The organism is Variovorax sp. Soil_C_33, assembly GCF_057656935.1.
Window position 1 is genome coordinate 197,824 of sequence record NZ_JBDGJK010000007.1, and the last position, 25,563, is coordinate 223,386.

Sequence of the window (25,563 nt, forward strand, 5' to 3'; positions counted from 1 at the left end):
TCGGTCATTCGGGGCGGGCGGCCTGTGAGGCCTCCCGCCTGAAATCGGTCAACCGCGTATTTTAAGCGCGAACCAGGGCCTCTTCGGCCTCATCGGCCGGCCTGGGCTCGTTGCGCTTGACGCGGAACCAGGCCGCGTACATCGCCGGCAGCGCCAACAGCGTAAGCACGGTGGCCACGACGAGCCCGCCCATGATCGCGACCGCCATCGGCCCCCAGAACACGCTGCGCGACAGCGGGATCATCGCCAGCACGGCCGCCGCGGCAGTCAGCACGATCGGCCGCAGGCGCCGCACCGCCGACTCGACGATCGCGTCCCAGGTCGGCACGCCGGCTTCGCGATCGCTTTCGATCTGGTCGATCAGGATCACGGCGTTGCGCTGGATCATCCCCATCAGCGCGATCACGCCCAGGAGCGCCACGAAGCCGAACGGCCGGTTCAGCACCAGCAGCGCACCCGCCACGCCGGCGATGCCCATCGGGCCGGTGATGAACACCAGCATCGAGCGGCTGAAGCTGTGCAGCTGCAGCATCAGGAGCGTGAAGACCAGGAACAGCATGATCGGCACGCCCGTCACGATCGAGGCGGAGCCCTTGCTGCTCTCCTCCACCGCGCCGGCCACCTCGATGCGGTAGGCGCCCTCGCCGTCGGCGTGCCACTTCGCTTCGAGCTTGCGCAGCGCCGGCAGCAACTGCTCGGTGACGGTCGCGCCCTGCAGCCCTTCGATGATGTCGCCCTGGACGGTGATCGCGTAGTCGCGGTTCTCGCGCCACATCACGCCCGGCTCCCAGCTGAACACCGGCCGCGCGATCTGGGTCAGCGGGATCGAGCGGCCCGAGCTCGTGGGCAGGTAGGCGTTGCCGATGTCCGAGATCGCCTCGCGCTCGTCGGGCGACTGCCGCAGCACGATGTCGATCAGGAGGTCGTTCTCGCGGTACTGGCCGACGGTGGTGCCGCTGAACATGGTGCGCGAGGCCTGCGCGATGGCCTGGCTGGTGACGCCGAGCGCACGCGCCTTGTCCTGGTCGATCTCGAGCTTGATCACCTTGACCGACTCGTTCCAGTTGTCGTTGACGCCGCGCATGTTGGCGTTCTCGCGCATCACGGCCTTGACCTCGTCGGCGTGGACGCGCAACTGCTGCGGCTCGGTGCCGATCACGCGGAACTGGACCGGGTAGGCCACCGGCGGGCCGTTGGGCAGCAGCTTCACGCGGCCGCGCACTTCGGGGAACTCCTCGGCCAACAGGGCGGGCAGCTTGAGGCGCAGCGTCTCGCGGTACTTCAGATCCTTGGCCAGCAGGATCAGCTGCGAGACGTTGGTCTGCGGGAACACCTGGTCGAGCGGCAAATAGAAGCGCGGCACGCCGGAGCCGACCCAGGTGCTGACGGTGGTCACGCCCTCTTCCTTCAGCAGGCGCTGCTCGACCCGCTTGGCCACCTCTTCGTTGGCCGCGAACGAGGTGCCTTCGGGGAACCACAGGTCGACCATGATCTCGGGCCGGCTGGAATCGGGGAAGAACTGCTGCTGCACCTTGCCCATGCCGACGATGCCGAGCGCGAAGATCAGCAAGGTGGCGCCGATGGTCAGCCAGCGATGCTTCACGCACCAGTTCACGGTGTGCCGGAAGGTGTTGTAGAAGGGTGTGTCGAAGAGCTCGTGCGGCGGCGCGTCGGGATCGTGCGGCTTCACCTTGAGCAGCAGCGTGCCGAGATAGGGCACGAAGTACACCGAGACGATCCAGCTCAGCACCAGCGCGATCACCGTCACCGCGAAGATCGCGAAGGTGTACTCGCCGGTCACCGACTTCGCGATGCCGATCGGCAGGAAGCCCGCGGCCGTGATCAGCGTGCCGGTCAGCATCGGCTTGGCCGTGACGTCGTAGGCGAAGGTGGCGGCGCGCACCTTGTCGTAGCCCTCCTCCATCTTCCGCACCATCATCTCGACCGCGATGATCGCGTCGTCCACCAAGAGGCCCAGCGCGATGATTAGCGAGCCGAGCGAGATCTTGTGCAGCCCGATGCCGAAGTAGTTCATCGCCAGGAAAGTCACGGCCAGCACCAGCGGGATGGTGATCGCCACCACCAGCCCAGGCCGGATGTCGATGTACCAGCCGAAGCGCCCGCCCTTGTGCAGGCCCAGCGCGATGAAGCTGACGGCCAGCACGATTGCCACAGCCTCGATCAGCACGCTCACGAACTCGTTGACCGACCTGGAAACCGCCACCGGCTGGTTCTGCACCTGCGCCAGCGTCACGCCGGCCGGCAGCCGCCTGTCGATCTCGGCCGTGGCGACGCGCAGCGCCTTGCCGAGCGCGATGATGTCGCCGCCCTTGCCCATCGAGACGCCGAGCGCGATCACCTCCTTGCCCTGGTGCCGCACCTTGACCGCCGGCGGATCGACGTAGGCCCGGTGGATCTCCGCAATGTCGCCGAGCCGCATCTGGTTGCCCGAGCTGCCGCGGATCGGCATCGCGCGCAGCTGCTCCACGCTCGTGAACTGGCCGCCCACGCGCACCTGCACCACATCCTGCGGCGACTGGATCGTGCCGGCGCTTTCGATCGCGTTCTGCGATCCGATCTGCGCCAGCACCGCGTTGAAGTCGAGTCCCAGCTGCGCCACGCGCTTCTGCGAGACCTCGATGAAGACCTTCTCGTCCTGGACGCCGAATTGCTCGACCTTGGCCACGTCCTTCACGCGCAGCAGCTGCTGGCGCACGTCGTCGGCGAAGGTCTTGAGCTCGGCATAGCTGAAGCCGTCGCTCTCCAGCGCGTAGATCACGCCGTACACGTCGCCGAAGTCGTCGTTGAAGAAGGGCCCCTGGATGCCGGCCGGCAGGGTGCCGCGCATGTCGCCGATCTTCTTGCGCACCGTGTACCAGACGTTCGCGACATCCCCCGGCCGCGACGAATCCTTGATCTGGAAAATGATCTGCGACTCGCCCGGCTTCGAATAGCTGCGGATCTTGTCGGCGTACGGCGCCTCCTGCAGCGCGCGCTCGAGCTTGTCCGTCACCTGCTCGGCCACCTGCTGCGCGGTCGCGCCCGGCCAGTAGGTGCGCACCACCATCGCGCGGAAGGTGAAGGGTGGGTCCTCGTCCTGGCCGAGCTGGAAGTAGGCCGCGAAGCCCAGCACCATCAGCACGAGCATCAGGTAGCGCGTGAGCGCGGCGTGCTCGAGCGCCCATTTCGAAAGATTGAAGCCGGCCTTGCCGGCCGCTGCGGTCTGCTGCGACGTCATGGCGGCGTCCTCAGCGGGAGGCAACCGGAGCCGCCGCCGGCGCCTGCACGCTGACGGCCTCTCGCTGCGGAGCGGCCGGCGCGGCCGTCTTCTCCCTGTAGATCGAGACCTTCTGGCCCGGCGACAGCACGTGCACGCCGGCGACCACCACCGTCGTGCCCGGCGCGATGCCGGCGGCGATCACCGCTTCGTTGCCGTCCGCCGTGGCCACCTGCACCGGCTGCGAGCGCACCGTCATGCTGCTCTTGTCGAGCACCCAGACCGCGCTGCCCTGCCCTTCCTGGCGCAAGGCGCTGGTCGGCAGCTTGAGCACCGGGGTGCCGGTGCGCGACAGCGCCTGCGGCCGCGCATAGACGGTGGCACCCAGCGCGGGCGCGGTGGCAGCGTCGATCGCGACCTTGACGCTGTAGGTGCGCGTCACCGCGTCGGCACTGGCCGCCACCTCGCGCACCTTGCCTTCCATCTCGGCCCCGCCCGCCCAGCCGCGCACCGTGACGGGCGAGCCCGGCTTGATCAGCGCAGCGCGGTCTTCCGGCACCGCGAACACCACGTCGCGCGCGCCGTCCTGTGCGATGCGCACGACCGGCGTGCCGGCCGACACCACCTGGCCCGGCTCGGCCTCGATCGCCGTGATGATGCCCGGCACGTCAGCCACCAGCGTCGTGTAATTGGTCTGGTTGCCTTGCGATGAGAGCTGGGCCTGGGCCTGTTCGAGCTGCGCCTGGGCGGCCTTGTAGGTGCTTTCGCGCCGTTCCAGTTCGGCGGCGCTGATGAAGTTCTGCTCGCGCAAGCCGCGGTAGCGCTTGAGGTCCGCCTCGGCCAGGTCGCGGTTGGTCAGGGCCGCGGCCTGCTGCGCGCGGGCGGCGTCGGCGGCCAGCCGGTAGTCCTGCGGATCGAGCTGTGCCAGCACCTGTCCGGCCTGTACATGCTGGCCGAGCTCGGCCTGGCGGCGCGTGATCTTGCCTGCCACCCGAAAGCCGAGCCGGGATTCGACGCGGGCCCGCACCTCGGCCGAGAACTCGGGCTCGGTGCCATAGGCGCTGATGCCCACCGTCATCACCTTGACGGCGCGCAGAGGCTCTTCGGCGGCCGGCGGCCGGGAACAGCCGGCGAGGGCCAGGGCGGCGAGCAACAAGAGGCTGGCGGGACGAACAACGGGGGAGGCGGACGCGGTCATGGAACACCCTAGAAAAGACGAACGGGGTCATTAATGACCGGCCGGTTAGTAATTTAGGGTAAACGAGAACCCGTGTCAATCACGGCCGCCGCCGGGCCGTCCCAAGGCGGCCGAGCCCACATGCTGTCGCCAGAGGCGTCAGCCCTTCGTTCCGTCCAACGCTGCGCGGGGCAGCCTTGGAGCCGCGGAACTCAGCCCCTCGGGGGGTGGCGAAGCACACGGAGTGGCGAGCCGGGGGGCCTGTCACGTTCTTTGGCCAAGCTCCACCAAACGGTTGCCGGGGATTTCGAAATAGTCCGATGCACGTCCCGCATTGCGCTGTAACCAGCCGAACAGGGCTCGGCGCACCGGGTTCATGCCCGCGAGCGGCTTGTCGCCCAGCGAGGCGCGCGAGACGAAGTACGAGGTACTCATCGATTCGCAGGCCAGGCCCTGCTGGTACGCCAGGATGCGGATGAACTCGGGCACGTCAGGCCGCTCGACGAAGCCATGGCGCGCGGTCACCACCCACACGCCGTGCCCCAGCGAGCGAGCCTCGATGCGCTGCCGCGCGTCGACCCGCGGCGTGTGGCAGGCCAGCACGCGCAGCACGATCACCTGCTCGTGCAGCACCTGGTTGTGCTTGAGGTTGTGCAGCAGCGCATGCGGCACCGACTCGGCATCGGAATTCAGGAACACCGCGGTGCCGCGTACCCGATGCGGCATGTTGGCCGCGAGCGATTCCACAAAGGGCTGGAGCGGCATGCTCTGCGCCGCGGCAGCCGCGAGCCCCAGACGGCGCCCCTTGGCCCAGGTGGTGAACAACACCATCACGAGCACCGCCACCGCCAGCGTGAGCCAGCCGCCTTCGAAGACCTTGAGGCTGTTGGCGACCACGAAGGTGATGTCGATCACCGCGAAGGCCAGCACGCCGACCACGACCGCGACGCGGTTCCAGCGCCAGAGCCGGTAAGCGACCACGCCGGCCAGCAGCGTGGTCGTCACCATCGTGATCGAGACCGCGATGCCGTAGGCCGCCGACAGCGCGCTCGATGTGCGAAAGCCCAGCACCAGGAGCAGCACGCCGGCCATCAGCAGCCAGTTGACAACGGGCACATAGACCTGGCCGATCGACTCTCCAGATGTCTGCACCACCCGCATGCGCGGCAGGTAACCCATGCGCATCGCCTGGGTGGTGAGCGAGAAGGCTCCCGAGATCACGGCCTGCGATGCGATCACGGTCGCCATCGCGGCCAGCACCACCATCGGCAGCACGCCCCACGCAGGAAAAAGCCGGAAGAAGGGGTTGTCGATCGCGGCCGGATTCGCCAGCACCAGCGCGCCCTGCCCGAAGTAGTTGAGCACCAGCCCCGGCATGGCGATGAAGAGCCAGGCCAGCCGGATCGGCCGCGCGCCAAAGTGCCCCATGTCGGCATAGAGCGCCTCGCCGCCGGTGAAAGCGAGGAACACCGCGCCCAGCACCGCCAGCGATTGCGCACGGTGCGTGACGAGAAAGCCGACGGCATGGCGCGGATCGAGCGCCGCCAGCACCTGGGGCTGCTGCAGCACCTGCCACAGCCCCGCGGCGGCGAGCACGGCGAACCACAGCAGCATCACCGGCCCGAAGACCTTGCCGACCACGCCCGTGCCCTTGCGCTGCACCCAGAACAGACCGACCAGAATCGCGATCGTGATCGGAATCACGAAGGGCTTGAGCCCGTGCGCCTGCACCTCCAGGCCCTCGACCGCCGACAGCACCGAGATGGCCGGCGTGATCAGGCAGTCGCCGTAGAACATCGCGGCGCCCACGAGGCCCAGCACGCCGACCATCGGCCAGACCCAGGGCCGCGTGGCCGAGCCGGCGACCGCGTTGCGCGCCAGCGCCTGCAGCGCGAGGATGCCACCCTCGCCGTCGTGGTCGGCGCGCAGCACGAACACCACGTACTTCAGCGTCACCACGAACATCAGGCCCCAGAACACCAGCGACAGCAGGCCCAGCACCGCGCCCGGCGTCAGCGGCACGCCATGGTCGGGGTTCAGCGTCTCCTTGAAGGCATAGAGCGGTGAGGTCCCGATGTCGCCGAAGACCACGCCCAGCGCGGCGATCAGAAGAACAGGCCCACCCTTGGCATGGGCGGCAGGCTCCGTGGGACTCAAGGTCTGCGCGGAAGAGGTCATGGTGCGGAGTGCGAGCGATGGCGCGACGATGGTACTGCGCGGTACACGACAATCCGGCGCGTGTCCTCTCCTCCTCACCCGGTCGCCGCGCCTGCGCCGACGCACTATGAGAATTTTCCGGTCGCTTCCTGGCTGTGTCCGCCGCGGCTGCGGCCGCCCATCGCCGCGATCTACGGCTTTGCGCGCACGGCCGACGACATTGCCGACGAAGGCGACGCCGGCGCGGCCGAGCGGCTCGACAAGCTGCGCGCCTTTCGCGCCGATCTCGCGGCCGCGTCCCGCAGCGCGGCGCCATCGGCGCGCTGGCCCGAAGTCTTCGGCCCGCTCGCGCATGCCATGCGCCGCTTCGCGCTGCCCGAATCGCTCCTGGCCGATCTGCTTTCCGCCTTCATGCAGGACATCGAGAAGACGCGCGACGGCCGGGGATACGCCGATCGCGCCGAACTGCTCGACTACTGCCGCCGCTCGGCCAACCCGATCGGCCGCCTGCTGCTGCACCTCTACGGCGTGGACGATGCGCGCGCCCTGGCGCAGAGCGACGCCATCTGCAGCGCGCTGCAGCTCATCAATTTCTGGCAGGACCTGAGCGTGGACCTGCCGCGCGGCCGCTTCTACCTGCCGCACGCCGACAGTGCCGCGCATGGCCTCATGGCGAAGGACTTCGAAAGCTTCAGGCCGCTGGGCACCGCCGCACCGCCGCCGGCCGCCCTCGCATTGATCGCCGGCGAGGTGGCCTGGGCGCGCGCGCTGATGAACGAAGGCGCGCCGCTGGTGCACCGCCTGCCGGGCCGCGCCGGCTGGGAGCTGCGCTTCGTCGTGCAGGGCGGCCTGCGCATCCTCGACAAGATCGAAGCGCTGGGCTGCGACAGCTTTTCGCAGCGTCCGACCATCGGCAAGCCGGATGCAGCGCTGCTCGCCTGGCGCGCCATCCGGATGCGGAGACAATCCCCCGCGATGAAGAGTTTTCCACGATGACGCCCGAGCAGTACGTCCAGGACAAGGCTGCCGCCTCGGGCAGCAGTTTCTATTACGCCTTCCTGTTCCTGCCGAAGCCGCGCCGCGCCGCCATCACGGCTTTCTACGCCTTCTGCCGCGAGATCGACGACGTGGTCGACGAGGTCAGCGACCCCGGCGTCGCTGCGACCAAGCTGGCCTGGTGGCGCTCCGAGGTCGCCCAGTCCTTCGCGGGCCAGCCGCAGCATCCGGTGATGCAGGCGCTGATGCCGCATGCGGCGGTCTACGGCATCGAGGCGCGCCACCTGCACGAGGTGATCGACGGCTGCCAGATGGACCTGGACCAGACCCGCTACCTCGACTTCCAGGCCCTGAAGCGCTATTGCCACCTGGTGGCCGGCGTGGTGGGCGAAGGCGCGGCGCGCATCTTCGGCCAGACCGATGCGCAGACCACCGCCTACGCCCATCAGCTGGGCCTGGCGCTGCAGCTGACCAACATCATCCGCGACGTCGGCGAGGACGCCCTGCGCGGACGCATCTACCTGCCGGTCAGCGAGCTGCAGCAGTTCGACGTCAAGGCGCACGAGATCCTGAACCGCCTGCACTCCGAGCGCTTCGTAGCGCTCATGAAGTTCCAGGCCGAGCGCGCGCATGCGGCCTACGACGAGGCGCTCGCCCTGCTCCCCGCGGCCGACCGGCGCACCCAGAAGCCCGGCCTGATGATGGCCAGCATCTACCGCACGCTGCTGCGCGAGATCGAGCGCGACGACTTCCAGGTGCTGCACCAGCGCGTGAGCCTGACGCCGGTGCGCAAGCTGTGGCTCGCGTGGCGGGTGCAGGCGCTGGGCAAGCTATGACTGCCCCCCGGCTTGCCACTTCGTGTGCTTCGCCACCCCCGGGGCGGGCGGCGCGACCCGCCTTGGGGCGGCCCGGCGGCGGTCGCCTTTGAGCCGGGTTGCCGTCATCGGCGCCGGCTGGGCCGGCCTGGCCTGCGCCATCGACGCGACGCGTGCGGGCCACGTCGTCGTGCTGTTCGAAGCCGCACGCACCCTCGGCGGCCGCGCGCGCGCCCTGCCGGCGCAGATGCCCGACGGGCAACCGGTCATGCTGGACAACGGCCAGCACATCATGATCGGCGCCTACAACGCGACGCTGTCGCTGATGCGCGAGCTCGGCGTCGATCCCGGCGCCGTGCTGCATCGCATGCCGCTCACGCTGCGCTTCGCCGACGGCGGCGGGCTGCAAGTGCCGCAGGGGCCGCCGCCGCTGGACCTGCTGGCCGGCATCCTGGGTGCGCGCGGCTGGTCCTGGCGCGACAAGGCCGCGCTGATGCGCACCGCATGGCGCTGGCGCCGCGACGGTTTCCGCTGCGACCCCGGCACATCGGTGGCCGCGCTCTGCGCAGCGTTGACGCCGCGCGTCATGGCCGAGCTGATCGAGCCGCTGTGCGTCTCGGCGCTCAACACGCCGATGGGGTGCGCCAGCGGCGAAGTCTTCCTGCGCGTGCTGCACGACGCGCTGTTCGTCGAGCGCGGCGGCGCCGACCTGCTGCTGCCGCGCGTCGACCTCGGCGGGCTGTTCCCGGATGCCGCGACGCGCTGGCTCGCGCAGCACGGCGCCGAAGTGCGCAGCGGCACGCGCGTGCAGGCCATCGCCCACGGACCGGCAGGCTGGCAGGTCGATGGAGAAGGCTTCGACCGCGTGGTGCTCGCCTGCCCGCCGTGGGAGGCCGCGCGCCTGGCCGCCGGCATCGCCCTGCCCGAAGCGGTCGCCTGGTCGCAGACGGCCCAAGCGCTGCAGCACGAAAGCATCGCGACCCTCTACATGGCAGGCGGCATCGCGTTGAGCGCACCGATGCTGGCGCTGCGTCCAGGCGCACGCGCGCCGGCGCAGTTCGTCTTCGATCGCGGCCAGCTCGGCGGACCTCGCGGCCTGCTGGCCTTCGTGGTCAGCGCCAGCAACGACGAACGCGAGACCTTGCAGCAGCAGGTGCTCGGGCAAGCCCGCGAGCAACTCGGTCTGGCCGGCTTGCAGCCGGTGCAGACCGTGGTGGAGCGCCGCGCCACCTTCGCCTGCACGCCGGCGCTGGTGCGCCCCCGGGCCCAGGTGGCGCCGGGCCTGCTGGCCTGCGGCGACTATGTCGAAGGTCCGTATCCGGCAACGATCGAAGGCGCCGTGCGCAGCGGCCGCACCGCGGCCGCCGCCTGCGGCTCCGCGTAAGGGCTCGGCGGCGCACTCAGCGCGATGCTGTGCTTGTCCATCAGGCGGTACAAGGTCATGCGCGACACGCCGAGTTCGCGCGCTGCGTGCGTGACATTGCGCCCGACACGGGTCAGCGTGAGGCAGATCGCATCGCGCTCGGCCATGGTGCGGGCCGTGTCCAGGCCCATCCCCACCGGTGTCTCGACCGCGGCGAGGCCGAGGTCGGCCGGCCCGATCAGCCGCTGCTCGCTCATCACGACCGCGCGCTGCACGCGGTTGTACAGCTCGCGCACATTGCCTGGCCAGCCGTGCGCCATCAGGGCCGCGAGCGCCTGCCGGCTGAAGCCCTTCACGCGCGTCTTGCTCTTGCCCGCGCAGCGCTGGAAGAAGTATTCCGCCAGGATCGGCACGTCCTCCATGCGGCGGCGCAGCGGCGTCACTTCGATCGACAGCACGTTCAAGCGATAGAACAGGTCGTCGCGGAACTGGCCCACGGCCACCGCCTCGGCCAGGTCCACATGCGAAGCCGCCAGCACGCGCACGTCGACCTGCAGGCTGCGCACGCCACCCACGCGGCTGATGGTCTTTTCCTGCAGGAAGCGCAGCAGGTTGGTCTGCAGCTCCAGCGGCAGATCGCCGATCTCGTCGAGGAACACCGTGCCGCCGTTGGCAGTCTCGATCAGCCCGCGCCGCTCCGACGATGCGCCGGTGAACGCGCCCTTCTCGTGGCCGAACAGCTCGGACTGGATCAGCGACGGCGAAATGGCGCCGCAGTTGACTGCCACGAAAGGCCCGGCCGAGCGCAGCGAGCACTGGTGAATGGCGCGCGCGGCGAGTTCCTTGCCGCTGCCGCTTTCGCCGCCGATCAGCACCGGGGCATCCGTCGCTGCCACCCTGCGGATCTGCTGGCGCAGCCGCGTGATGGCGGGCCCCTGGCCGACCATGCCCATGGCATCCACCACGTGCGTATGGGTCTTGTGCCGGCGCCGCAGCATGGCGCGCTGGCAGGCATGGTCCAGCACCCGCTCCAGCTCATGCCCGTCGAGCGGCAGGACCTGGTGGTGGAAGAAGCAGCCGAGAACCAGCTCGCGGAAACCGGGCGACTCCAGCGCCTGCGGCTCGCACACGGCCACCCACTCCATGCCGTGCGACGCGTTGACGCAGGCCTCGATCGCCGCCTCCGGCACCGTCAGCGCGGCGCCGACCACCAGGAGGCCGACCGGCAGATGGCGGTGCGCCTGGATGCGATTCGCCGCCGCCAGGTCGGTTGCCTGCATGAGCTCCCAGCCGCGGGCGAGCAAGTGCTCCTTGACACCACCCGCGTCGCCGCCCAGCGCCACGTACAGAAGGGTTCGAAGCTGCATCGCAAACTCGGAAACTAGAACGACATCGGCACCCTGACCGTCAATGTGAGGTCGGGCGTGTCCCGCGTCAGGCCGGCACCCACGGTCACGTTCACCGCGGTCTTGTCGCTGACCCGGTACGAGTAGCCCAGGTTGAGCGATCCCAGCTGCGTGCGCACCGAGGTCACCACCGGCGTGCCGTTCTGCCTGGTCTTGCCGATGGAATTGAGCTCTACGCCGACGCTGAAGGACGAGCGCTCGTTGAGCGCCAAGCCCATGCCGAAGTTGACGCCGAAGATATTGCCCGGCTTGACCGACCCGATGAACTCGCGTTCGCCGTTCAGCACCAGGCGGCTCAGGTTGTCGCGGCTGAAGTTGTACGTGTAGGTGAAGCTGCCGAAGAACACGGCCGGGTCGGTAGGCAGCAGCCAGGTCAGCCCGGTCTGCAGCGAATAGAAGCCCGAGCCCGTGGGCAGGTCCAGCGGCAGGCCGGTTCCGGTCGTGTTGCCGATGCAGCGCGTGACGCAATCGGTGACCACCTCGAAAGGGTCCTTGCCGGTGCGGGTCTTGAAGCGCAGCGAGCCGATCATGTAGGGCCAGTTGCCCTTGCCCTCGTTCAACTGGTAGCGCGCCGCGAGCTCGATGTCGCCGATCGACCGGCCGCTGGTGTCGAACACCCGTTCGTTCGCGGAGCCGGTGAATATCTCGCGGCTGATGGTCGAGTCGGAGCGATAGACATAGGGAACCTTCGCTTCCAGTTCCAGCCGGTTGGTGATGCCCCAGCGGCCGGCGAGCGCGGCGGTCAGCGTGTTGCGTTTGACCTCGCGCACGTCGACCAGGCCGATCAGCAGCGCGGGGATCACCGTGTAGCCCACCAGCGCGACACGGTTGTTCGACGAGTAGGCGTACTGCAGCGAGGGCTCGATCACATATCTGCCGCGCGGCGTGAGGATGCCGGGCTGGTCGAAGATCGGCGCCACCTCCGGCACCGCGGGCGCATCGCTGCTGCTGGGTGCCACGCCCACGCGCACCGGCCGCGGACCGGTGTCGGCAACCTCGGTTGCCGCGGGCTTGCTCTCTGGTGGGGGTGCGCTGCGCGCCTCCTGGGTCTGCAGGCGCTCCTGCAGTTCGCGGTATCGGGCCTCCTGCTCCTGCGCCTGTTGCCGCAGTGCCTCGATCTGGCGTCCCTGCTCCGTCAGCTGCTGCTGCAGTGCTTCCATGCGCTTGGCCGCGCTCCTGGCGGGCGATGTGCCCTGGGCCTGCGCAACGGCGCCCGACCATGCCAAGGAAGAACACGCAAGGAGCGCAAGCGCCCCGTGCTGCCGCGATGTCTCCATATCTCCACCTCCCTTGTTGTTCGCTCGGGGGTTGAATGTCGCGCGCCAGCGTAAACGCATCTTTCAAAACGTGGCAAGGTGCAAGTTGAAAACAAAAGTAATGGTGACAGCCGAGTGACGATACGCGCTCTATCGCTGTCTCAGAACTGAGGCACTTCAAGGCTCGGCCGTATGGAATACGTCAACTGAAGGAGGCGCCACGCAAGGCCTTGTCGCACAACGTCAATCGCTGCGGACGCCCTCGCTCGCCGACTCGGCGGCCCGTCACATGGATGAGACAGCAAGCGCATCCGCTTGCCCGCCCGGGTCGGGAACACTTCCAAGGCGCACGCCTGCTGCACGTGTAAGCAGTCCTGCGTAGCCGTCAAGCCGCTGTGACAAATCGTTCGACTCGAGGCCCGTGCACGAGGCCGCGAGATGAACCCGGCCAGGGCAGCTGCACGGCCTTCTTCCTCGTACGAGAGCAGGGTCGCCATCGTCTGGCATCGAAGTTGCACGAGGACTCCTGAATTGCGGCGACGCAACTCATCCGCGCTTTGTCACGTCAACAAATGGAGACCCTATGAAGAAGACACTTCTGGCTTCGGCCATCACGGTTGCATTCGGGTTCAGCGGCATGGCGTTCGCCAACGGCCCGCTCCAGCTCGGCGTTCAACTGACCGGTGAAGGCGACAACACCAGCACGAACACCAGCACCTCCAGCAGCACGAGGACCAGCACCAGCACGCGCACCTCGTCGCGCAGCGACAGCAGCACCAACAAGGATTCGGGTGACGCCTACACCAGCGCTGCACGCTCCGCCGCGCTCAACAACGGCTCCACCGGAACCTTCAGCAATGCCTTCAACGTGACGAAGGCGACCGCCACCAGCAACCTGACCGGCGTGGTGACGGGCAACAGCATCTACAACATCGGCAACCAGGCCTACAACACCGGCTCCGCCGCGGGCGGCACGGGCAACGGCGGCTACGGCGGCGTCGGCCGCGGCGGCTCGGCCTCCGGCACCGGCTCCGGCGGCAACGGCGCAGTCGGCAACGGTGCCGTGGGCGCGGCGGGCGGCACGGCCTCGAACGGCGCCATCAACCATGGCAGCGCGACGAACGGCAGCGCCCGCGCGGGCAACGGTGGCTGGGGCGACGGCGGCGGCGCGAACGGACTGAATGCCAGCGGCCTCGTCGGCGCGGGCGGCAGCAGCGGCGGTGACGGCGATGCAGCCGCAGCAGGTGGCCGCGGCGGTGGCGGCGGGGGTTCCGGCAATGCGAACGGCACCGGCGGCTCCAGCGGCCGCGCGGGCGGCGCCGGCAATGACACCACCGGCACGGCCAACGGGACGGGCGGCAGCACGGGCGCAGGCGGTGCGGGTGGCGCAGGCAATGCTGCGGCTGCAGCGGCCGCGGGCGGCGCGGGCGGTGCCGGCGGCACGGCGACCAGCACCAACAGCGGCAGCCGCACGGCCGGTGCAGGCACAGGCGGCGCGGGCGGCTCGGCCACCAATGGCAGCGCCACCAACGGCAGCGCCAGCAACGGCAACAACACCGCCGGCAGCGGCGGCAGCGGCGGCAGCGGCACGGGTGGCGCAGGCGGCGCGGGCAGCGGCGGCACGAACACGGGCCAGGGCGGCACCGGCGGCGTGGGTGAAGGCGGTTCGGGCGGTGCCGGCGGCACCAACACGGTCAATGCCGGGACCTTCAACATGTCCAACACCATGACCAGCGTCGGACAGTCGGCGGCCGGCATCATGATCGCCAACCAGAACAGCGGCCTCTCGTCGCTGGTTCAGCAGAGCGTGAACGTGCAGGCCAACCTGGCCGTGGGACGGTAGGCCCGTAGAGCTCGCACTCGCCCGTGCGGCCTGCAGCGCATGCAGGCCGCACGGCGATGGCGGCTCGCTCACCGGAGAGACACATGAGATCGATCGCACTCTTCGGCTCCGTCGGCCTGGCCGCGGCATTCATGCTGGCGCAGGGCGCCGCGGCGCAAACCTCGGTGGTGCCGAGCGGCACGATGGCCTTCTCCAAACCCGTCGACTCGGCGGTGCTGGACAACTACCGCGGCGGCAACCAGCTGGTGCGCAACGACATGGAGCTGAGCGGCGTCACGGCCGACAATACCGCCCGCAACGTGACCACGGGCAGCAATGACATCAGCTCGGGCTCCTTCGCCAACATGAGCGGCCTGCCGGTCGTGATTCAGAACACCGGCGCGAACGTGCTGATCCAGAACGCCGTGATCCTTCACCTGCAGATGAACTGACGGGGGCGCCATGCGCGGCCTGTTGCTCTTCATCTCGCTGATCGCAGCGGCCAGCGCAGCGCCGGGCCAGCTGGCGCACCTGCCGTCCATGGGCACGGGCGACGTGATCATGCCGGTCGTCAGCATGCGGCAGGCGCGCCTGGCCGGCACGCTGCTGCAGAAGTACGACTTCAGCTGCGGCTCGGCGGCGCTCGCCACGCTGCTCACGCACCACTACGGCTACCCTGTCACGGAACAGATGGTGTTCGAGGAGATGTACGCCCGCGGCGACAAGAAGAAGATTCACACCGAAGGCTTCTCGCTGCTCGACATGAAGCGCTACCTGGCGGCGCACGGCTTCGAGGCCGACGGTTTCGAACAGCCGTTGGACAAGCTCAACGAGGCCCGCGTTCCCGCCATCGTCCTGATCAACGAGAACGGGTATCACCATTTCGTGGTGGTCAAGGGCGTGCAGGCCGACCGGGTACTGATCGGCGACCCTGCGCAAGGCACGCGTGCACTGCCGCGCAAGACCTTCGAAGCCGTCTGGAAGAACAACCTGCTGTTCGTGGTTCACAACCGCATGGAGTCGGCCCGCTTCAATCTCGCGGCCGATTGGCGCGTGGCGCCGCGTGCGCCGCTGGGCGGCGGCGTCAGCCGGGAGGGCCTGTCCCACATCACCCTGCCCAAGCTGGGACCGGGAGAGTTCTGATGCGCACCGCCCGCCTGTTCTGCGCCCTGCTCGGCCTAGCCCTGTGCCTGCCGGCGCGGGCCGACGCGGTATGGGAGGCCGTGAGCGACCGGACGCTGGACGGCCTGCGCGGCGGCTTCGACGTGGGGAGCGGCCTCCTGGTCAGCTTCGGCATCACGCGCGCCGTCTACGTCAACGGCGACCTGGTCACCCAGACCACGCTCAACTTCGGCCGGCTGTCGGAGCTGACGCCGGCGCAGGCCGCGCAGCTCAACCAGCAGATGGGGGCGCTGAATCTGGTACAGACCGGGCCGGGCAACAGCGTCGCTCCGGACGTCGTGTCGACGGGCGCGGGCACCATCATCCAGAACACGCTGAACAACCAGCACATCGTGAACCAGACCGTGATCGATGCCCGCAGCAACGCGATGGGCATGATCAAGAACCTCAATATCCAGAACACGCTGAACGATGCCGTGACCCGTTCGGCTGCCCCGCGCTGACTCCTCTCAACCTGCGTCGAGCGCCATGCACAAGGCGTGCAGGTTCGGCACGATCAGCTGCGGCCGCGCGCCGTGCTCCCAGGGCCGCTCCTCGCGCACCAGCCAGGCGGCCTGCATGCCGGCATCGAGCGCGCCGACCACGTCGAGCGCCGCATCGTCGCCGACGTGCAGCACGTCCTTGGGCAGCAGGCCGACCGAGGCCGCGGCGGCGCGGAAGATCGGCGCATGCGGCTTGCCGCTGCCGAACTCGCGCGCGTTGAACGCGGTGCGGAACCAGCGCCCGACACCGGCCAGATGGACATCCGCATTGCCGTTGGAGACGGCCACCAGCGGATAACGTTCGCTGAGCCACTTGAGCGCGGGCAAGGCGTCGTCGTAGAGCGTCACGCGCTGGCGTTCGGCGAAGAAGACCTCGAAGGCCGGATCGGCCAGCGCCGGGTCTTCGCCCGCGCGGCTGAGCGCCGTGCGTATCGATTCGCGCCTGAGCGCGCTCAGGTCGTGCGCGAGATCGGAACGCTCCTTGGCCGTGGCCTCGCGCAGTTCGCGCAAGACGCCGGGCGTCACCAGCAGGTTCGCGGTCTTCGGCGCCTCGCGCACCAGCCATTCGTAGAGCACGCGCTCGGCGCGTTCGATGGTGGGCCAGATCGGCCAGAGCGTGTCGTCGAGGTCGAGCGAGATCGCGGCAATGCGCTTCACGTCGAGGGTCAGGGAGTCGGGGATCGCCAGGGCCATGACCGAGAATAGCGCATGCCTTTTCGCCCCGAAGCTCCTGCCGTCGAAACGAACCGGGAGCGCACCGCCGTGCTCTGGTGCAACCTCGGCTCGCCCGACGAGCCGACCGCCGCCGCCGTGCGTCCCTACCTTGCCGATTTCCTCGGCGACCCGCGCGTGGTCGAGATTCCGCGGGCCCTGTGGGCGCTGATCCTGCACGGCATCATCCTGCGCACGCGGCCGCCCAAGTCGGCTGCCAAGTACGCGAGCATCTGGACGCCCGAAGGCTCGCCGCTCAAGGTCTGGACGCAGAAGCAGGCGAAGCTCCTGGCCGGCTGGCTCGGCGAGCGCGGCCACCGCTTGACGGTGCGCGACGCCATGCGCTACGGCAACCCGTCGATCGCCGCGCAGCTCGATGCGCTCAAGGCCGAAGGCGCCACCCGCGTGCTGGTGCTGCAGGCCTATCCCCAGTATTCGGCCACCACCACGGCGAGCGTGATCGACGCCGTCAATGCGTGGAGCGCACGCGTGCGCCGCCTGCCGGAGTTCCGCTTCGTCAATCAGTACCACGACGAGCCGCTCTACATCGAGGCGCTGGCGAACAGCGTGACCCGCTACTGGAAAGACCATGGCCGGCCCGACCAGCTGGTGATGAGTTTCCACGGCATTCCCGAGCGCAACATCCGGCTCGGCGACCCCTACCAGGCCCAGTGCCTGGTCACCGCCGGCCTGCTGGCAGAACGGCTGCAACTCACGCGCGAGCAATACCGCGTCACTTTCCAGTCGCGCTTCGGCCGCGCGAAATGGCTCGAACCCTACACCGAGCCGAGCCTGCGCGAGATGGCCGCAGCGGGCATCGCGCGTGTCGACGTGATGTGCCCGGGCTTTCCGGCCGACTGCCTGGAGACGCTCGAAGAGATCGCGATGGAAGGCCGCGAGGCCTTCCTGCACGCGGGCGGGAAGGCGTTCCACTACATCCCCTGCCTCAACGACAGCAGGGCCTGGATCACGGCGCTGGCGGCGATCGCGGAGCGTCACCTCGCCGGCTGGCCAACCCGCTCGGACCGGGCTCAGTAGCGGCCCAGGTAGTCGCGCTTGCCGATCGGCACGCCGCTGTGCCGCAGCACGTCGTAGGCCGTGGTCACGTGGAAGAAGAAGTTGGGCAGCGCGAACTGAAGCAGGTAGCGCTGCGCCGTGAATTCCAGTTCATGCTCGCCCACCTTCATCTTGACGGTGCGTTCCTCGAAGCCGACGATCTGGGCGCGATCGACGCTGTTCAGGAAGTCGATGGTCTTGGCGATGCGCGCCTGCAGCTCGTCCCAGGTCTGCTCGGTATCGGGAAAGCTGGGCGCGGTGATCGCGGCCAGCCGGGCGGCGCCGAGCTTGGAAGCGTCGCTGGCGCGCTGGATCTGCCCGGCCAGGGTCAGCATGTCGGGTGCCAGCCGCGCATCGACAAGCGTCGCCGGGTCGATGCCCGAGGCCTTTGCATGCGCGAGGCCCTTGTCGAGCAGATGCGAAAGTTGGCCGAGTCCGCGAATGAACACCGGTATCGAGATGTCGTAGAGGGAAAGCGCCATGAAAGCTCCGGATTGATGCAGCGGCCGATTGTGGCCATTGCGCCAACTACGTGCCGGCGGCGCGCACAAAGGCCTCGATCGGCACCAGATGTTCGGGCACGTTGAGCGCCGGCGCGTGGCCGCAGCCCGGCACTTCGATGATCTCGAGGCGCCCCGCCGCGCCGGGCCCGCGCCGGCGCATCTCGTCCAGCGTCGCGGGCAGCACCAGGTCGGATTCCGCACCGCGCAGGCACAGCACGGGCGCCTCGATGGCGTCGTAGTGCGACCAGAGCAGGTAGTCCTCCGGATGGGCAACGAACTGCCGCACCATCGCCGGGTCGTAGTGCGGCGTGACGCGGCCGTCGGGCAGCCGCCGCGTCGAGGTCTCGGTGAGCCGGCGCCATTGCGCGTCGCTGAGCCAGCCGTAGGGCTTGTAGACCGTGCGAAAGAAAGCCTCGAGTTCGACGACGGTGTCGAAGGCCGGCGGCTGGCCCGCATAGGAACGGATGCGTTCGACTGCGGTCTGCGCAATCTGCGGCGCGTTGTCGTTGAGCACAAGGCTCGCGATGCGCGGCTTCATGCGCGGCTCCAGCTGCCCGCCGGCGCAGACCATGCCGATGGCGCCGCCCATCGAGGTGCCGACCCAGTGCACGCGTTCGAGCGAGAGCGCGTCGCACAGGCCCGTCGCCAGCCGCGCATAGAAAGACAGCTGGTATTCGTCGTCCGGCGCCGGGCTCCACTGGCTCAGGCCGCGGCCGATGGTGTCGGGGCAGATCACGCGAAAGCCGCGCTCGGCGAAATGCGCGGCCAGTTCGTCCATGTCGCGGGCGGTGCGGGCGAGGCCGTGCCATGCGATCACCACGGGACCGCCCTGCTCGCCCCAGTCCATCCAATGGATCTCGCGGCCGGCGATCTGCAGGTAGTTCGAGGTCGGCGCGTTCATCGGAGTGCCCTCGCGCGCAAGCGGCCCACGATGCCGGTCGGGAAGTAGTAGACCGAGAGCACGAACAGCACGCCCAGCCACAGCAGCCAGCGATCGGGCGAGAGCAAGGCAGCCAGCCAGGGCGCGCCGCTCGCAGCCTCGCTGCCGATGCGCAGCAGGTCCTGCAGGTAGCTCTGCGCCACCACGAAGAGCACCGCGCCAACGGCCGCGCCGTAGAGCGTGCCCATGCCGCCGATCACGACGATGAGCAGCACGTCGACCATGATCTCGAAGCTGAGCGAGGTGTCAGGTCCGTTGTAGCGCAGCCAGATCGCGAGCATGGCGCCGGCCAGCGTCGCGAACAGCGCCGACAGCACCGAGGCCGTGGTGCGGTAGACCACCACGCGGTAGCCGATCGCCTCGGCGCGGAACTCGTTCTCGCGGATCGCCTGCAGCACGCGGCCGAACGGAGAGTTTACGATGCGCAGCAGCGCCAGCACCAGCGCCACGGTCGTCACGAACAGCAGGTAGTAGCACAGCAGCCGGCCGTCGAGCGAGACGCCGAGAAAAGGCTCTTCGGCGAACTCGAAGCTCGGCGAGATCAACTCGGGCAACCTGAAGGTCAGGCCGTCCTCGCCACCGGTGAAGTCAGACAGCTGCGAAGCCAAGGTCTGGAAGGCCGAGGCCACCGCAAGCGTGATCATCGCGAAGAAGATCGCACGCACCCGCAGCGAGAACAGGCCGATCGCGAGCGACAGCACCAGCGAAACTGCGAGCGCCGCGCCCAGGCCGAGCAGCATGGTGCCCCAGCCCGGCCCGAGCCGCGTCGCCGAGATCGCGATGCCGTAGGCGCCGATGCCGAAGAACATGGTGTGCGCGAAGCTCACGATGCCGGTGTAGCCCAAGAGCAGGTCGAAGCTCGCGACCAGCACGATGAACACCAGCACCTTGGCCGCGACGCTCAGCGCCTTGACGCCCGGGAAGATGAAAGGCGCGAAGGCCAGGCCGAGCACCAGCGCGACCAGCAGCACCGCGAGCACGCGACTCTTCGGCAGGTCGTTGGAAAGAAGACGAGCAAGCATGGTCCTGTTTCTCTTTCAGCGGCTGCTGGCGACGGGGTACACGCCCTGCGGCCGCCACAGCAGCACCGCCACCATCAGCGCGATGCTCGCGAACTGCGTGGCCGTCGGCAGCAGGAAGCCGGTGTAGTTGGTCATCAGGCCGACCAGCAAGGCGCCGATCAGCGCCCCGGTGGTCGAGCCCAGGCCGCCGATGATGATCACGATGAAGATCAGCACGTTGACCTGCGCGCCCATCTGCGGAATCAGGTTCTGCTGGAACAGGCCCCACATCACGCCGCCCAGTCCCGCGAGCGCGCTGCCGACCACGAACACGCCGACGAACAGGCGCCCGATGCGGTAGCCGAGCGACTCGACCATCTCGCGGTCCTGCACGCCGGCGCGGATCAGCAAGCCGATCTTGGTGCGGCCCAGCGTCCAGGCCAGCAGCCCGAAGACGAAGACGCCGACCGCCACCGCAAGGATGCGGTACTTGCTGATCGCCGCGTCGCCCACCAGCAGCGAGCCGCGCAGTGCATCGGGCAGCGGCAGCGGCAGCTGGCCCGGCCCCCAGATCATCTTGATCAGCTCCTCGCCGATGATCAGGCCGCCCATGGTGATGAGGATCTGCTTCAGGTGCTGGCCGTAGACCGGCCGCACGATGAAGCGCTCGAAGGCCAGGCCGACTGCGCCGGCCGCCGTCATCGCGACCAGCATCGCGGGAAACACGGCCACCAGATTGCGCCACAGATCCTGCGAGCCGGTCCAGTCGCTCATGCCGCCGAGCACGCTGCTCGCCACAAAGGCGCCAAGCGCGATGAACACGCCGTGGCCGAAGTTGAGCACGTCCATCAGGCCGAAGATGAGCGTCAAACCCGAGGCGATGATGAAGATGATCATGCCCATCGCGAGGCCGGCGACGGTGAGCGTGAGCCAGGTCGAGACGGAACCGGTCAAGGGCAGCGCGATCAGCGCGATCACCGGCACCAGCGCCATCGGCTTCCAGTCGAATTCGATTCTCATAGTGCAAGTCCGAGCAGCGAATGCTGCAACTCCTCATCTGCCGAGAACGCCGCCATCGTCCCGCTGTGCACCACGCGTCCGTTGTCCATCACGGCCACGGTATCGCCCAGGCGCTGCGCAAAGTTGATGTTCTGCTCGACCAGGAGAATGGTGACGCCGCCGCGCTTGAGCTCGCTGAAGGCGTCGATCATGTTGTTGATGATGGCGGGCGCGAGGCCCTTGCTCGGCTCGTCGATGATCAGCAGCTCGCGCGGCTCGACGATCGCGCGGGCCACCGCGAGCATCTGCTTCTGGCCGCCCGAGAGCTTGCCGGCCGGATGGTTCCAGAACTTCTCCACCGCGGGGAAGAGCTTGAAGATCCACTTCAAGCGCGCATCGTCCATCTGGTCGGCATTCTTCGCGCCGCGGGCCGCGAGCAGCATGTTCTCCCTGACCGTGAGGTCCGAGAAGATGCCCATGTTCTCGGGCACGTAGGCGATGCCGAGCCCGGCGATCTGCGGCGTGTGCAGGGCCGTGATGTCCTGGTCGCCGAAGCGCACGCGGCCCTCGGAGGCATGCCACAGGCCCATGACGGTTCTGAGCGTGGTGGTCTTGCCGGCGCCGTTGCGGCCCAGCAGCATCGTGAGCTGGCCGCGGGGCACCGCGAGGTCGACGCCGTGGAGGATGTGATACGCGCCGATGTGGGTATGCACGCCTTCGAGTTGCAACAAGGCTGAATGGCTCATGGTCTTGCTCCTTCCCCCGCGCGGGGGAAGGCCGGGATGGGGGCGGTCACATGCCGCGAAGCGCCCTCGGCGCCAGCCGCAGGCAAGCCGAGGTAAGCCTCCTGCACGATCGGCGAAGCGATCACCTCCGACGGCTCTCCGTCCGCCACCAGTTGCCCGTTGTGCAGCACGATGATGCGGTCCGCGAGCTCGCGAACCACGTCCATCTTGTGCTCGACCAGGAGGATGGTTTTCGTTCTGTCCTTCTTGAGCGCTCGAATTAGATCCAGGATCACCGGTGCCTCGGCCGCATGCATGCCTGCCGTCGGTTCGTCGAACATGAAGACCTTGGGTTCGAGCGCCATCAGGAGCGCCACTTCGAGCTTGCGCTGGTCGCCGTGCGGCAGGCTCGCGACCGTCGCGTGCTCCTTCGCCTTGAGCGCGACCTCGGCCAGGATCTGGTCGGCGCGCTCGGTCAGCGCGCGATGATCGCTCCAGATGCTCCAGAGGTTGAGCCCGTGCCGGTGCGCGCCTTCGCGCGTGGCCTGCACCGCGAGCCGCACGTTCTCCAGCACCGTGAGATTCGGAAAGAGATTCGTCAACTGGAAGGCCCGACCCAGCCCGGCCCGCGTGCGCGCCGAAGCGCTCTGCCCGGAGAGCAGTTGCCCATCGAGCGATACGGTCCCGGCGGTGGCCTTGAGCTGACCCGAGATCAGGTTGAAGTAGGTGGTCTTGCCCGCGCCGTTCGGGCCGACGATCGCGGTCAGCGTGCCAGGTGCGAAGCTGCAACTGACATCGTTGACCGCGACGTGGCCTCCGAAACGGACGGTGAGCCCGCGCGTTTCGAGCATCGGGCTAGCGCTTGTTTTTGACGGGGATGTCCATCTCGGACGCCTTGATCTCATGCACCAGCTCCGGCACGCCCCAGGCAAACGCCGGGTCGGCCTTGATCTTGAAGTGGTACATGCTCTGCAGCGCCTGGTGGTCTTCCTTGCGGAAGGTCATCGGGCCCTTGGGCGTGTCGAAGCTCATGCCTTCCATGGTGGAAATGAGCTTGTTGGTGCCGGTGTCGCCGCCGGTCTTCTTGAGCGCCGTCACCACCGCCATCGCAGCCGAGAAGCCGCCGGCCGTGAAGAAATCGGGCGGCGTCTTGAACTGCTTGTAATGGGCCGCGACCAGCGCCTCGTTCACCGGATTCTTCGGGATGCCGAAGTAGTAGTAGGTCGCGCCTTCCATGCCCGGGAACTGCTTGTAGCTGGCCATCGCCGGCAGGATGTTGCCGCCGGTGGCGATCTCGATGCCGTAGCGCTTCAAGTCGAGGTCGGCGATCTTGAAGGGGTTGCCGGCGCCGGCCCACACGATCCAGATCACCTTGCGGCCCGGCAGGTCCTTGAGCTTGTCGATCAGGCGCTGGGCGCCGGCCGTGAAGTCGGTGGTGTTCTGCGGCAGGTACTCTTCATGGACGACCTTGGCCTTCTTGACCGAATCCTTGAAGGCCTTCACGCCGTCGCGGCCGAAGGCGTAGTCCTGCGCCAGCGTGGCGATGCTGACGCCGGGCTTGTCGAGCGCGACCGCATTGCTGATCGCATCCTGGCTCGAATTGCGGCCGGTGCGGAAGATGTACTTGTTCCACTTGTCGCCGGTGATCGAGTCGGCCACTGCGGGCTCGACCAGCAGGATCTTCTTGTATTCCTCCGCCACCGGCAGCATCGCCAGCGCGACGCCGGATGACGTGGGACCGACCGCGAGCGCTGCCTTGTCGTCGGCATAGGCCGCCGCCAGCAGCGACTTGCCGAGGTCGGGCTTGCCCTGGTCGTCCTTCTCGATCACGACCAGCTTCTTGCCGTTGACGGCCATGGTGCCGCCGGTGGCGTAGTCGAGGCCCATCATGAAGCCGGTCTGGGTCTGCTTGCCGTAGGCCTCGAGCGGGCCGGTCTTGCTGTAGATGTGGGCGATCTTGATCTCGTTCGACTGGGCCCAGGCGGGGGTCGTGAGGGCCGAAGCGCCCAGGGTGGCGAGCGCCGCGATGGCGACGATGTGACGACGGTGCATTCTTTGTCTCCTGATTTGGGATGACTGAATATTGCACAGTTCGTGCCAGTCCTGATCGCCTTGATGGCAAGGGACTTTCCCTCGGACGCCCGCTGCGAAGTCCGAAATCAAGACACTTGATTTGCCTCAGTTTCAGACAGTTGTACGATTTTCAGTCAGGGTTTTCCAGACGTTCGTAGAGCGTCGCGCGCGAGATGCCGAGCAGCCTGGAGGCCGCCAGCTTGTTGCCGCCGGTCTCGGCCATCGCCGCGGCGATGGCGCGGCGTTCCAGCTCCGCGATCTGCTGCGCGAGCGGCCGCAGCAGCGCCTTGCCGTCGGCGGCTTCGGGGGCCGCCGGCAGCGCATCGGGCGCGGCGATCTTTTCCTGCCCGGTCTCGCGCAGGATGCGTTCGAGCTGCGCCGCGTCGATGCGCTGCGAATCGCTGCGCATGGTCACCTGTTCCAGCACATTGCGCAGCTCGCGGATGTTGCCGCGCCAGTGCTGCGCGGCCAGCAGCGCCAGCGCATCGGGCGTGAGCTCGGGCGGCGCCTCGCCGCTGCGCAGCGCCATGTCCTCGCCCAGCGCCTCGACCAGCGCCGGAATGTCGGCGCGCCGCTCGCGCAGCGGCGGCACGCGCACCGGCAGCACGTTGAGCCGGTAGTAGAGGTCTTCGCGAAAGCGCCCTTCCCGCACCAGCACCGCGAGATCGCGCGAAGTGGCAGCGATCACGCGCGCATCGAAGGGCACCAGCTTGTTCGAGCCCAGCGGCTCGATTTCGCCCTCCTGCAGCGCGCGCAGCAGCTTGGCCTGCAGGCCGAGCGGCATGTCGCCGATCTCGTCGAGAAACAGCGTGCCGCCATCAGCCAGCTTGAACTTGCCCTCGCGCGCCTTGCGGTCGGCGCCGGTATAGGCGCCGGGCGCGACGCCGAAGAACTCGGCTTCCAGCAGCGTGTCGGGCACGGCCGCGATGTTCACGCTCACGAAGAGCTTCTGCGCGCGCGCCGAAGCCGCGTGGATCGCATGCGCGAGCAGTTCCTTGCCGGTGCCGGTTTCGCCCAGCAGCAGCACCGGGCTGGACGACTGCGCCGCGCGTCGCGCATGGCGCTTGACTTCCACCGCCGCCGGGCTCGAGCCGATGAAGCTGGCGAAGGTGTACTTGGAACGACGCAGGCCGTCGGCCGACTGCTGGTAGAGCGGGTTGTTGCGCTGGCTCGCGAGTTCGCGCCGCGCATCGTCGAGGTCGCGCTGCAGCAGCGCGAACTTGCTGATGAGCGGCTGCAGGGTGGTTTCCGGATGGTCGAAGAGCACGATGCCGATGGCGCCGATGACCTCGCCGGCCGCGCCGCCCTCGCCCTCCTCGCGCAGCGGAATGCGGCTGACGACGAAGGTGCCTGCCTTGTTGGTGAGCAGGTCGATCAGGATCGGCTCGCCGGTTTCGAGCACGCGGTTCATCAGCGTGTTGGGGACCACGTCCTCCACCTGGTGGCCGAGGAACTGGTCGATCGACGAGAAGCCCAGCGCCGGCAGGAAGCGCCGATAGCCCTCGTTGACCCAGACGATGCGCCCGCCGCGGTCGACCAGGAACATGCCCTGGCTGATGCTGGAGAACAGATGGAACATCGAGCGCGCGGCGAGCGCGAGGATGCCGTCGGCATCGAGCGGCAATGCGGGTGGTGGCACGGTGGCAGGGGACATCGCCGGATCGTAGCGCGCGCATCCTGAG

At 68.4% G+C, this 25,563-nt stretch carries 22 protein-coding genes; 8 read left to right on the forward strand and 14 right to left on the reverse strand.

The genetic code is table 11. From position 1 onward, the window contains the following. Nucleotides 1-61 precede the first annotated feature (61 nt). From AC3A6B_RS13370 to AC3A6B_RS13380, 3 genes are all read right to left on the reverse strand, one after another. Nucleotides 62-3,238, reverse strand: a complete 3,177-nt coding sequence (locus AC3A6B_RS13370; RefSeq protein ID WP_487837172.1) for an efflux RND transporter permease subunit — start codon at nt 3,236-3,238, stop codon at nt 62-64. 10 nt (nt 3,239-3,248) lie between these two features. Next, complete coding sequence (locus tag AC3A6B_RS13375; RefSeq protein WP_487837173.1) at nt 3,249-4,415, reverse strand: efflux RND transporter periplasmic adaptor subunit; 1,167 nt, start codon at nt 4,413-4,415, stop codon at nt 3,249-3,251. Between the two features lie 243 nt (nt 4,416-4,658). Continuing rightward, nucleotides 4,659-6,572 (reverse strand): potassium transporter Kup, encoded by a 1,914-nt coding sequence (locus tag AC3A6B_RS13380; protein ID WP_487837174.1) that lies wholly within the window; start codon nt 6,570-6,572, stop codon nt 4,659-4,661. A 60-nt stretch (nt 6,573-6,632) separates the two neighbouring features. On the opposite strand from AC3A6B_RS13380, the gene hpnC reads away from it, so the two are divergent. From hpnC to hpnE, 3 genes are all read left to right on the forward strand, one after another. Beyond that, entirely contained in the window at nt 6,633-7,547 is a 915-nt protein-coding gene (gene hpnC, locus AC3A6B_RS13385; protein ID WP_487837175.1) for a squalene synthase HpnC, read from the forward strand. After that, nucleotides 7,544-8,383 (forward strand): presqualene diphosphate synthase HpnD, encoded by an 840-nt coding sequence (gene hpnD, locus AC3A6B_RS13390; protein ID WP_487837176.1) that lies wholly within the window; start codon nt 7,544-7,546, stop codon nt 8,381-8,383. Before hpnC ends, hpnD begins: the two co-directional genes overlap by 4 nt. Before the next feature lie 88 nt (nt 8,384-8,471). Next, on the forward strand, nt 8,472-9,746 hold the full coding sequence (gene hpnE, locus AC3A6B_RS13395; protein ID WP_487837177.1) for a hydroxysqualene dehydroxylase HpnE: 1,275 nt from the start codon (nt 8,472-8,474) through the stop codon (nt 9,744-9,746). Here the strand turns inward: hpnE and AC3A6B_RS13400 are convergent. Both AC3A6B_RS13400 and AC3A6B_RS13405 read right to left on the reverse strand, forming a co-directional pair. Continuing rightward, entirely contained in the window at nt 9,662-11,092 is a 1,431-nt protein-coding gene (locus AC3A6B_RS13400) for a sigma-54 interaction domain-containing protein (RefSeq protein WP_487837178.1), read from the reverse strand. The genes hpnE and AC3A6B_RS13400 overlap by 85 nt on opposite strands. Before the next feature lie 14 nt (nt 11,093-11,106). Further along, complete coding sequence (locus tag AC3A6B_RS13405) at nt 11,107-12,408, reverse strand: transporter (protein WP_487837179.1); 1,302 nt, start codon at nt 12,406-12,408, stop codon at nt 11,107-11,109. 562 nt (nt 12,409-12,970) lie between these two features. Here AC3A6B_RS13405 and AC3A6B_RS13410 point away from each other — a divergent pair. From AC3A6B_RS13410 to AC3A6B_RS13425, 4 genes are all read left to right on the forward strand, one after another. Next, entirely contained in the window at nt 12,971-14,230 is a 1,260-nt protein-coding gene (locus AC3A6B_RS13410) for a hypothetical protein (RefSeq protein ID WP_487837180.1), read from the forward strand. Between the two features lie 83 nt (nt 14,231-14,313). Next, nucleotides 14,314-14,661 carry a hypothetical protein gene (locus AC3A6B_RS13415; protein WP_487837181.1) on the forward strand — a complete coding sequence of 116 codons (348 nt, stop codon included), beginning with the start codon at nt 14,314-14,316 and terminating at the stop codon, nt 14,659-14,661. 10 nt (nt 14,662-14,671) lie between these two features. Beyond that, on the forward strand, nt 14,672-15,352 hold the full coding sequence (locus AC3A6B_RS13420; RefSeq protein ID WP_487837182.1) for a C39 family peptidase: 681 nt from the start codon (nt 14,672-14,674) through the stop codon (nt 15,350-15,352). Beyond that, entirely contained in the window at nt 15,352-15,834 is a 483-nt protein-coding gene (locus AC3A6B_RS13425) for a hypothetical protein (protein WP_487837183.1), read from the forward strand. Before AC3A6B_RS13420 ends, AC3A6B_RS13425 begins: the two co-directional genes overlap by 1 nt. Nucleotides 15,835-15,840: 6 nt before the next feature. Here the strand turns inward: AC3A6B_RS13425 and AC3A6B_RS13430 are convergent, their stop codons facing one another. Continuing rightward, nucleotides 15,841-16,566 carry an HAD family hydrolase gene (locus AC3A6B_RS13430; protein ID WP_487837184.1) on the reverse strand — a complete coding sequence of 242 codons (726 nt, stop codon included), beginning with the start codon at nt 16,564-16,566 and terminating at the stop codon, nt 15,841-15,843. A gap of 15 nt (nt 16,567-16,581) precedes the next feature. Here AC3A6B_RS13430 and hemH point away from each other — a divergent pair, with 15 nt between their 5' ends. After that, nucleotides 16,582-17,622, forward strand: a complete 1,041-nt coding sequence (hemH, locus tag AC3A6B_RS13435; RefSeq protein ID WP_487837185.1) for a ferrochelatase — start codon at nt 16,582-16,584, stop codon at nt 17,620-17,622. Here hemH and AC3A6B_RS13440 read toward each other — a convergent pair. From AC3A6B_RS13440 to AC3A6B_RS13475, 8 genes are all read right to left on the reverse strand, one after another. Next, nucleotides 17,616-18,122 carry a DUF1993 domain-containing protein gene (locus AC3A6B_RS13440; RefSeq protein WP_487837186.1) on the reverse strand — a complete coding sequence of 169 codons (507 nt, stop codon included), beginning with the start codon at nt 18,120-18,122 and terminating at the stop codon, nt 17,616-17,618. The genes hemH and AC3A6B_RS13440 overlap by 7 nt on opposite strands. Before the next feature lie 46 nt (nt 18,123-18,168). Next, nucleotides 18,169-19,044: an alpha/beta fold hydrolase gene (locus tag AC3A6B_RS13445; protein ID WP_487837187.1), complete on the reverse strand. Its 876-nt coding sequence runs from the start codon at nt 19,042-19,044 to the stop codon at nt 18,169-18,171. Then, nucleotides 19,041-20,105 carry a branched-chain amino acid ABC transporter permease gene (locus tag AC3A6B_RS13450; RefSeq protein ID WP_487837188.1) on the reverse strand — a complete coding sequence of 355 codons (1,065 nt, stop codon included), beginning with the start codon at nt 20,103-20,105 and terminating at the stop codon, nt 19,041-19,043. Before AC3A6B_RS13450 ends, AC3A6B_RS13445 begins: the two co-directional genes overlap by 4 nt. A gap of 15 nt (nt 20,106-20,120) precedes the next feature. Then, nucleotides 20,121-21,104 (reverse strand): branched-chain amino acid ABC transporter permease, encoded by a 984-nt coding sequence (locus AC3A6B_RS13455; RefSeq protein WP_487837189.1) that lies wholly within the window; start codon nt 21,102-21,104, stop codon nt 20,121-20,123. Further along, nucleotides 21,101-21,829: an ABC transporter ATP-binding protein gene (locus AC3A6B_RS13460; RefSeq protein WP_487837190.1), complete on the reverse strand. Its 729-nt coding sequence runs from the start codon at nt 21,827-21,829 to the stop codon at nt 21,101-21,103. The genes AC3A6B_RS13455 and AC3A6B_RS13460 overlap by 4 nt, the downstream gene beginning before the upstream one ends. After that, nucleotides 21,826-22,659: an ABC transporter ATP-binding protein gene (locus tag AC3A6B_RS13465; RefSeq protein WP_487837191.1), complete on the reverse strand. Its 834-nt coding sequence runs from the start codon at nt 22,657-22,659 to the stop codon at nt 21,826-21,828. The genes AC3A6B_RS13460 and AC3A6B_RS13465 overlap by 4 nt, the downstream gene beginning before the upstream one ends. Nucleotides 22,660-22,663: 4 nt before the next feature. Continuing rightward, a complete protein-coding gene (locus AC3A6B_RS13470) occupies nt 22,664-23,860 on the reverse strand; it encodes a substrate-binding domain-containing protein (RefSeq protein WP_487837192.1) in 1,197 nt (398 codons plus the stop codon). A gap of 151 nt (nt 23,861-24,011) precedes the next feature. Beyond that, a complete protein-coding gene (locus AC3A6B_RS13475) occupies nt 24,012-25,535 on the reverse strand; it encodes a sigma-54 interaction domain-containing protein (RefSeq protein ID WP_487837193.1) in 1,524 nt (507 codons plus the stop codon). Nucleotides 25,536-25,563 lie beyond the last annotated feature (28 nt).

Bases quoted from the DNA above. Each gene is read 5' to 3' on its own strand.
- AC3A6B_RS13370 (WP_487837172.1), bottom strand. From the start codon at position 3,238: ATGACGTCGCAGCAGACCGCAGCGGCCGGCAAGGCCGGCTTCAATCTT.
- AC3A6B_RS13375 (WP_487837173.1), bottom strand. From the start codon at position 4,415: ATGACCGCGTCCGCCTCCCCCGTTGTTCGTCCCGCCAGCCTCTTGTTG.
- AC3A6B_RS13380 (WP_487837174.1), bottom strand. From the start codon at position 6,572: ATGACCTCTTCCGCGCAGACCTTGAGTCCCACGGAGCCTGCCGCCCAT.
- hpnD (WP_487837176.1), top strand. From the start codon at position 7,544: ATGACGCCCGAGCAGTACGTCCAGGACAAGGCTGCCGCCTCGGGCAGC.
- AC3A6B_RS13400 (WP_487837178.1), bottom strand. From the start codon at position 11,092: ATGCAGCTTCGAACCCTTCTGTACGTGGCGCTGGGCGGCGACGCGGGT.
- AC3A6B_RS13405 (WP_487837179.1), bottom strand. From the start codon at position 12,408: ATGGAGACATCGCGGCAGCACGGGGCGCTTGCGCTCCTTGCGTGTTCT.
- AC3A6B_RS13410 (WP_487837180.1), top strand. From the start codon at position 12,971: ATGAAGAAGACACTTCTGGCTTCGGCCATCACGGTTGCATTCGGGTTC.
- AC3A6B_RS13415 (WP_487837181.1), top strand. From the start codon at position 14,314: ATGAGATCGATCGCACTCTTCGGCTCCGTCGGCCTGGCCGCGGCATTC.
- AC3A6B_RS13420 (WP_487837182.1), top strand. From the start codon at position 14,672: ATGCGCGGCCTGTTGCTCTTCATCTCGCTGATCGCAGCGGCCAGCGCA.
- AC3A6B_RS13425 (WP_487837183.1), top strand. From the start codon at position 15,352: ATGCGCACCGCCCGCCTGTTCTGCGCCCTGCTCGGCCTAGCCCTGTGC.
- AC3A6B_RS13430 (WP_487837184.1), bottom strand. From the start codon at position 16,566: ATGGCCCTGGCGATCCCCGACTCCCTGACCCTCGACGTGAAGCGCATT.
- hemH (WP_487837185.1), top strand. From the start codon at position 16,582: ATGCCTTTTCGCCCCGAAGCTCCTGCCGTCGAAACGAACCGGGAGCGC.
- AC3A6B_RS13440 (WP_487837186.1), bottom strand. From the start codon at position 18,122: ATGGCGCTTTCCCTCTACGACATCTCGATACCGGTGTTCATTCGCGGA.
- AC3A6B_RS13445 (WP_487837187.1), bottom strand. From the start codon at position 19,044: ATGAACGCGCCGACCTCGAACTACCTGCAGATCGCCGGCCGCGAGATC.
- AC3A6B_RS13450 (WP_487837188.1), bottom strand. From the start codon at position 20,105: ATGCTTGCTCGTCTTCTTTCCAACGACCTGCCGAAGAGTCGCGTGCTC.
- AC3A6B_RS13455 (WP_487837189.1), bottom strand. From the start codon at position 21,104: ATGAGAATCGAATTCGACTGGAAGCCGATGGCGCTGGTGCCGGTGATC.
- AC3A6B_RS13460 (WP_487837190.1), bottom strand. From the start codon at position 21,829: ATGAGCCATTCAGCCTTGTTGCAACTCGAAGGCGTGCATACCCACATC.
- AC3A6B_RS13465 (WP_487837191.1), bottom strand. From the start codon at position 22,659: ATGCTCGAAACGCGCGGGCTCACCGTCCGTTTCGGAGGCCACGTCGCG.
- AC3A6B_RS13470 (WP_487837192.1), bottom strand. From the start codon at position 23,860: ATGCACCGTCGTCACATCGTCGCCATCGCGGCGCTCGCCACCCTGGGC.
- AC3A6B_RS13475 (WP_487837193.1), bottom strand. From the start codon at position 25,535: ATGTCCCCTGCCACCGTGCCACCACCCGCATTGCCGCTCGATGCCGAC.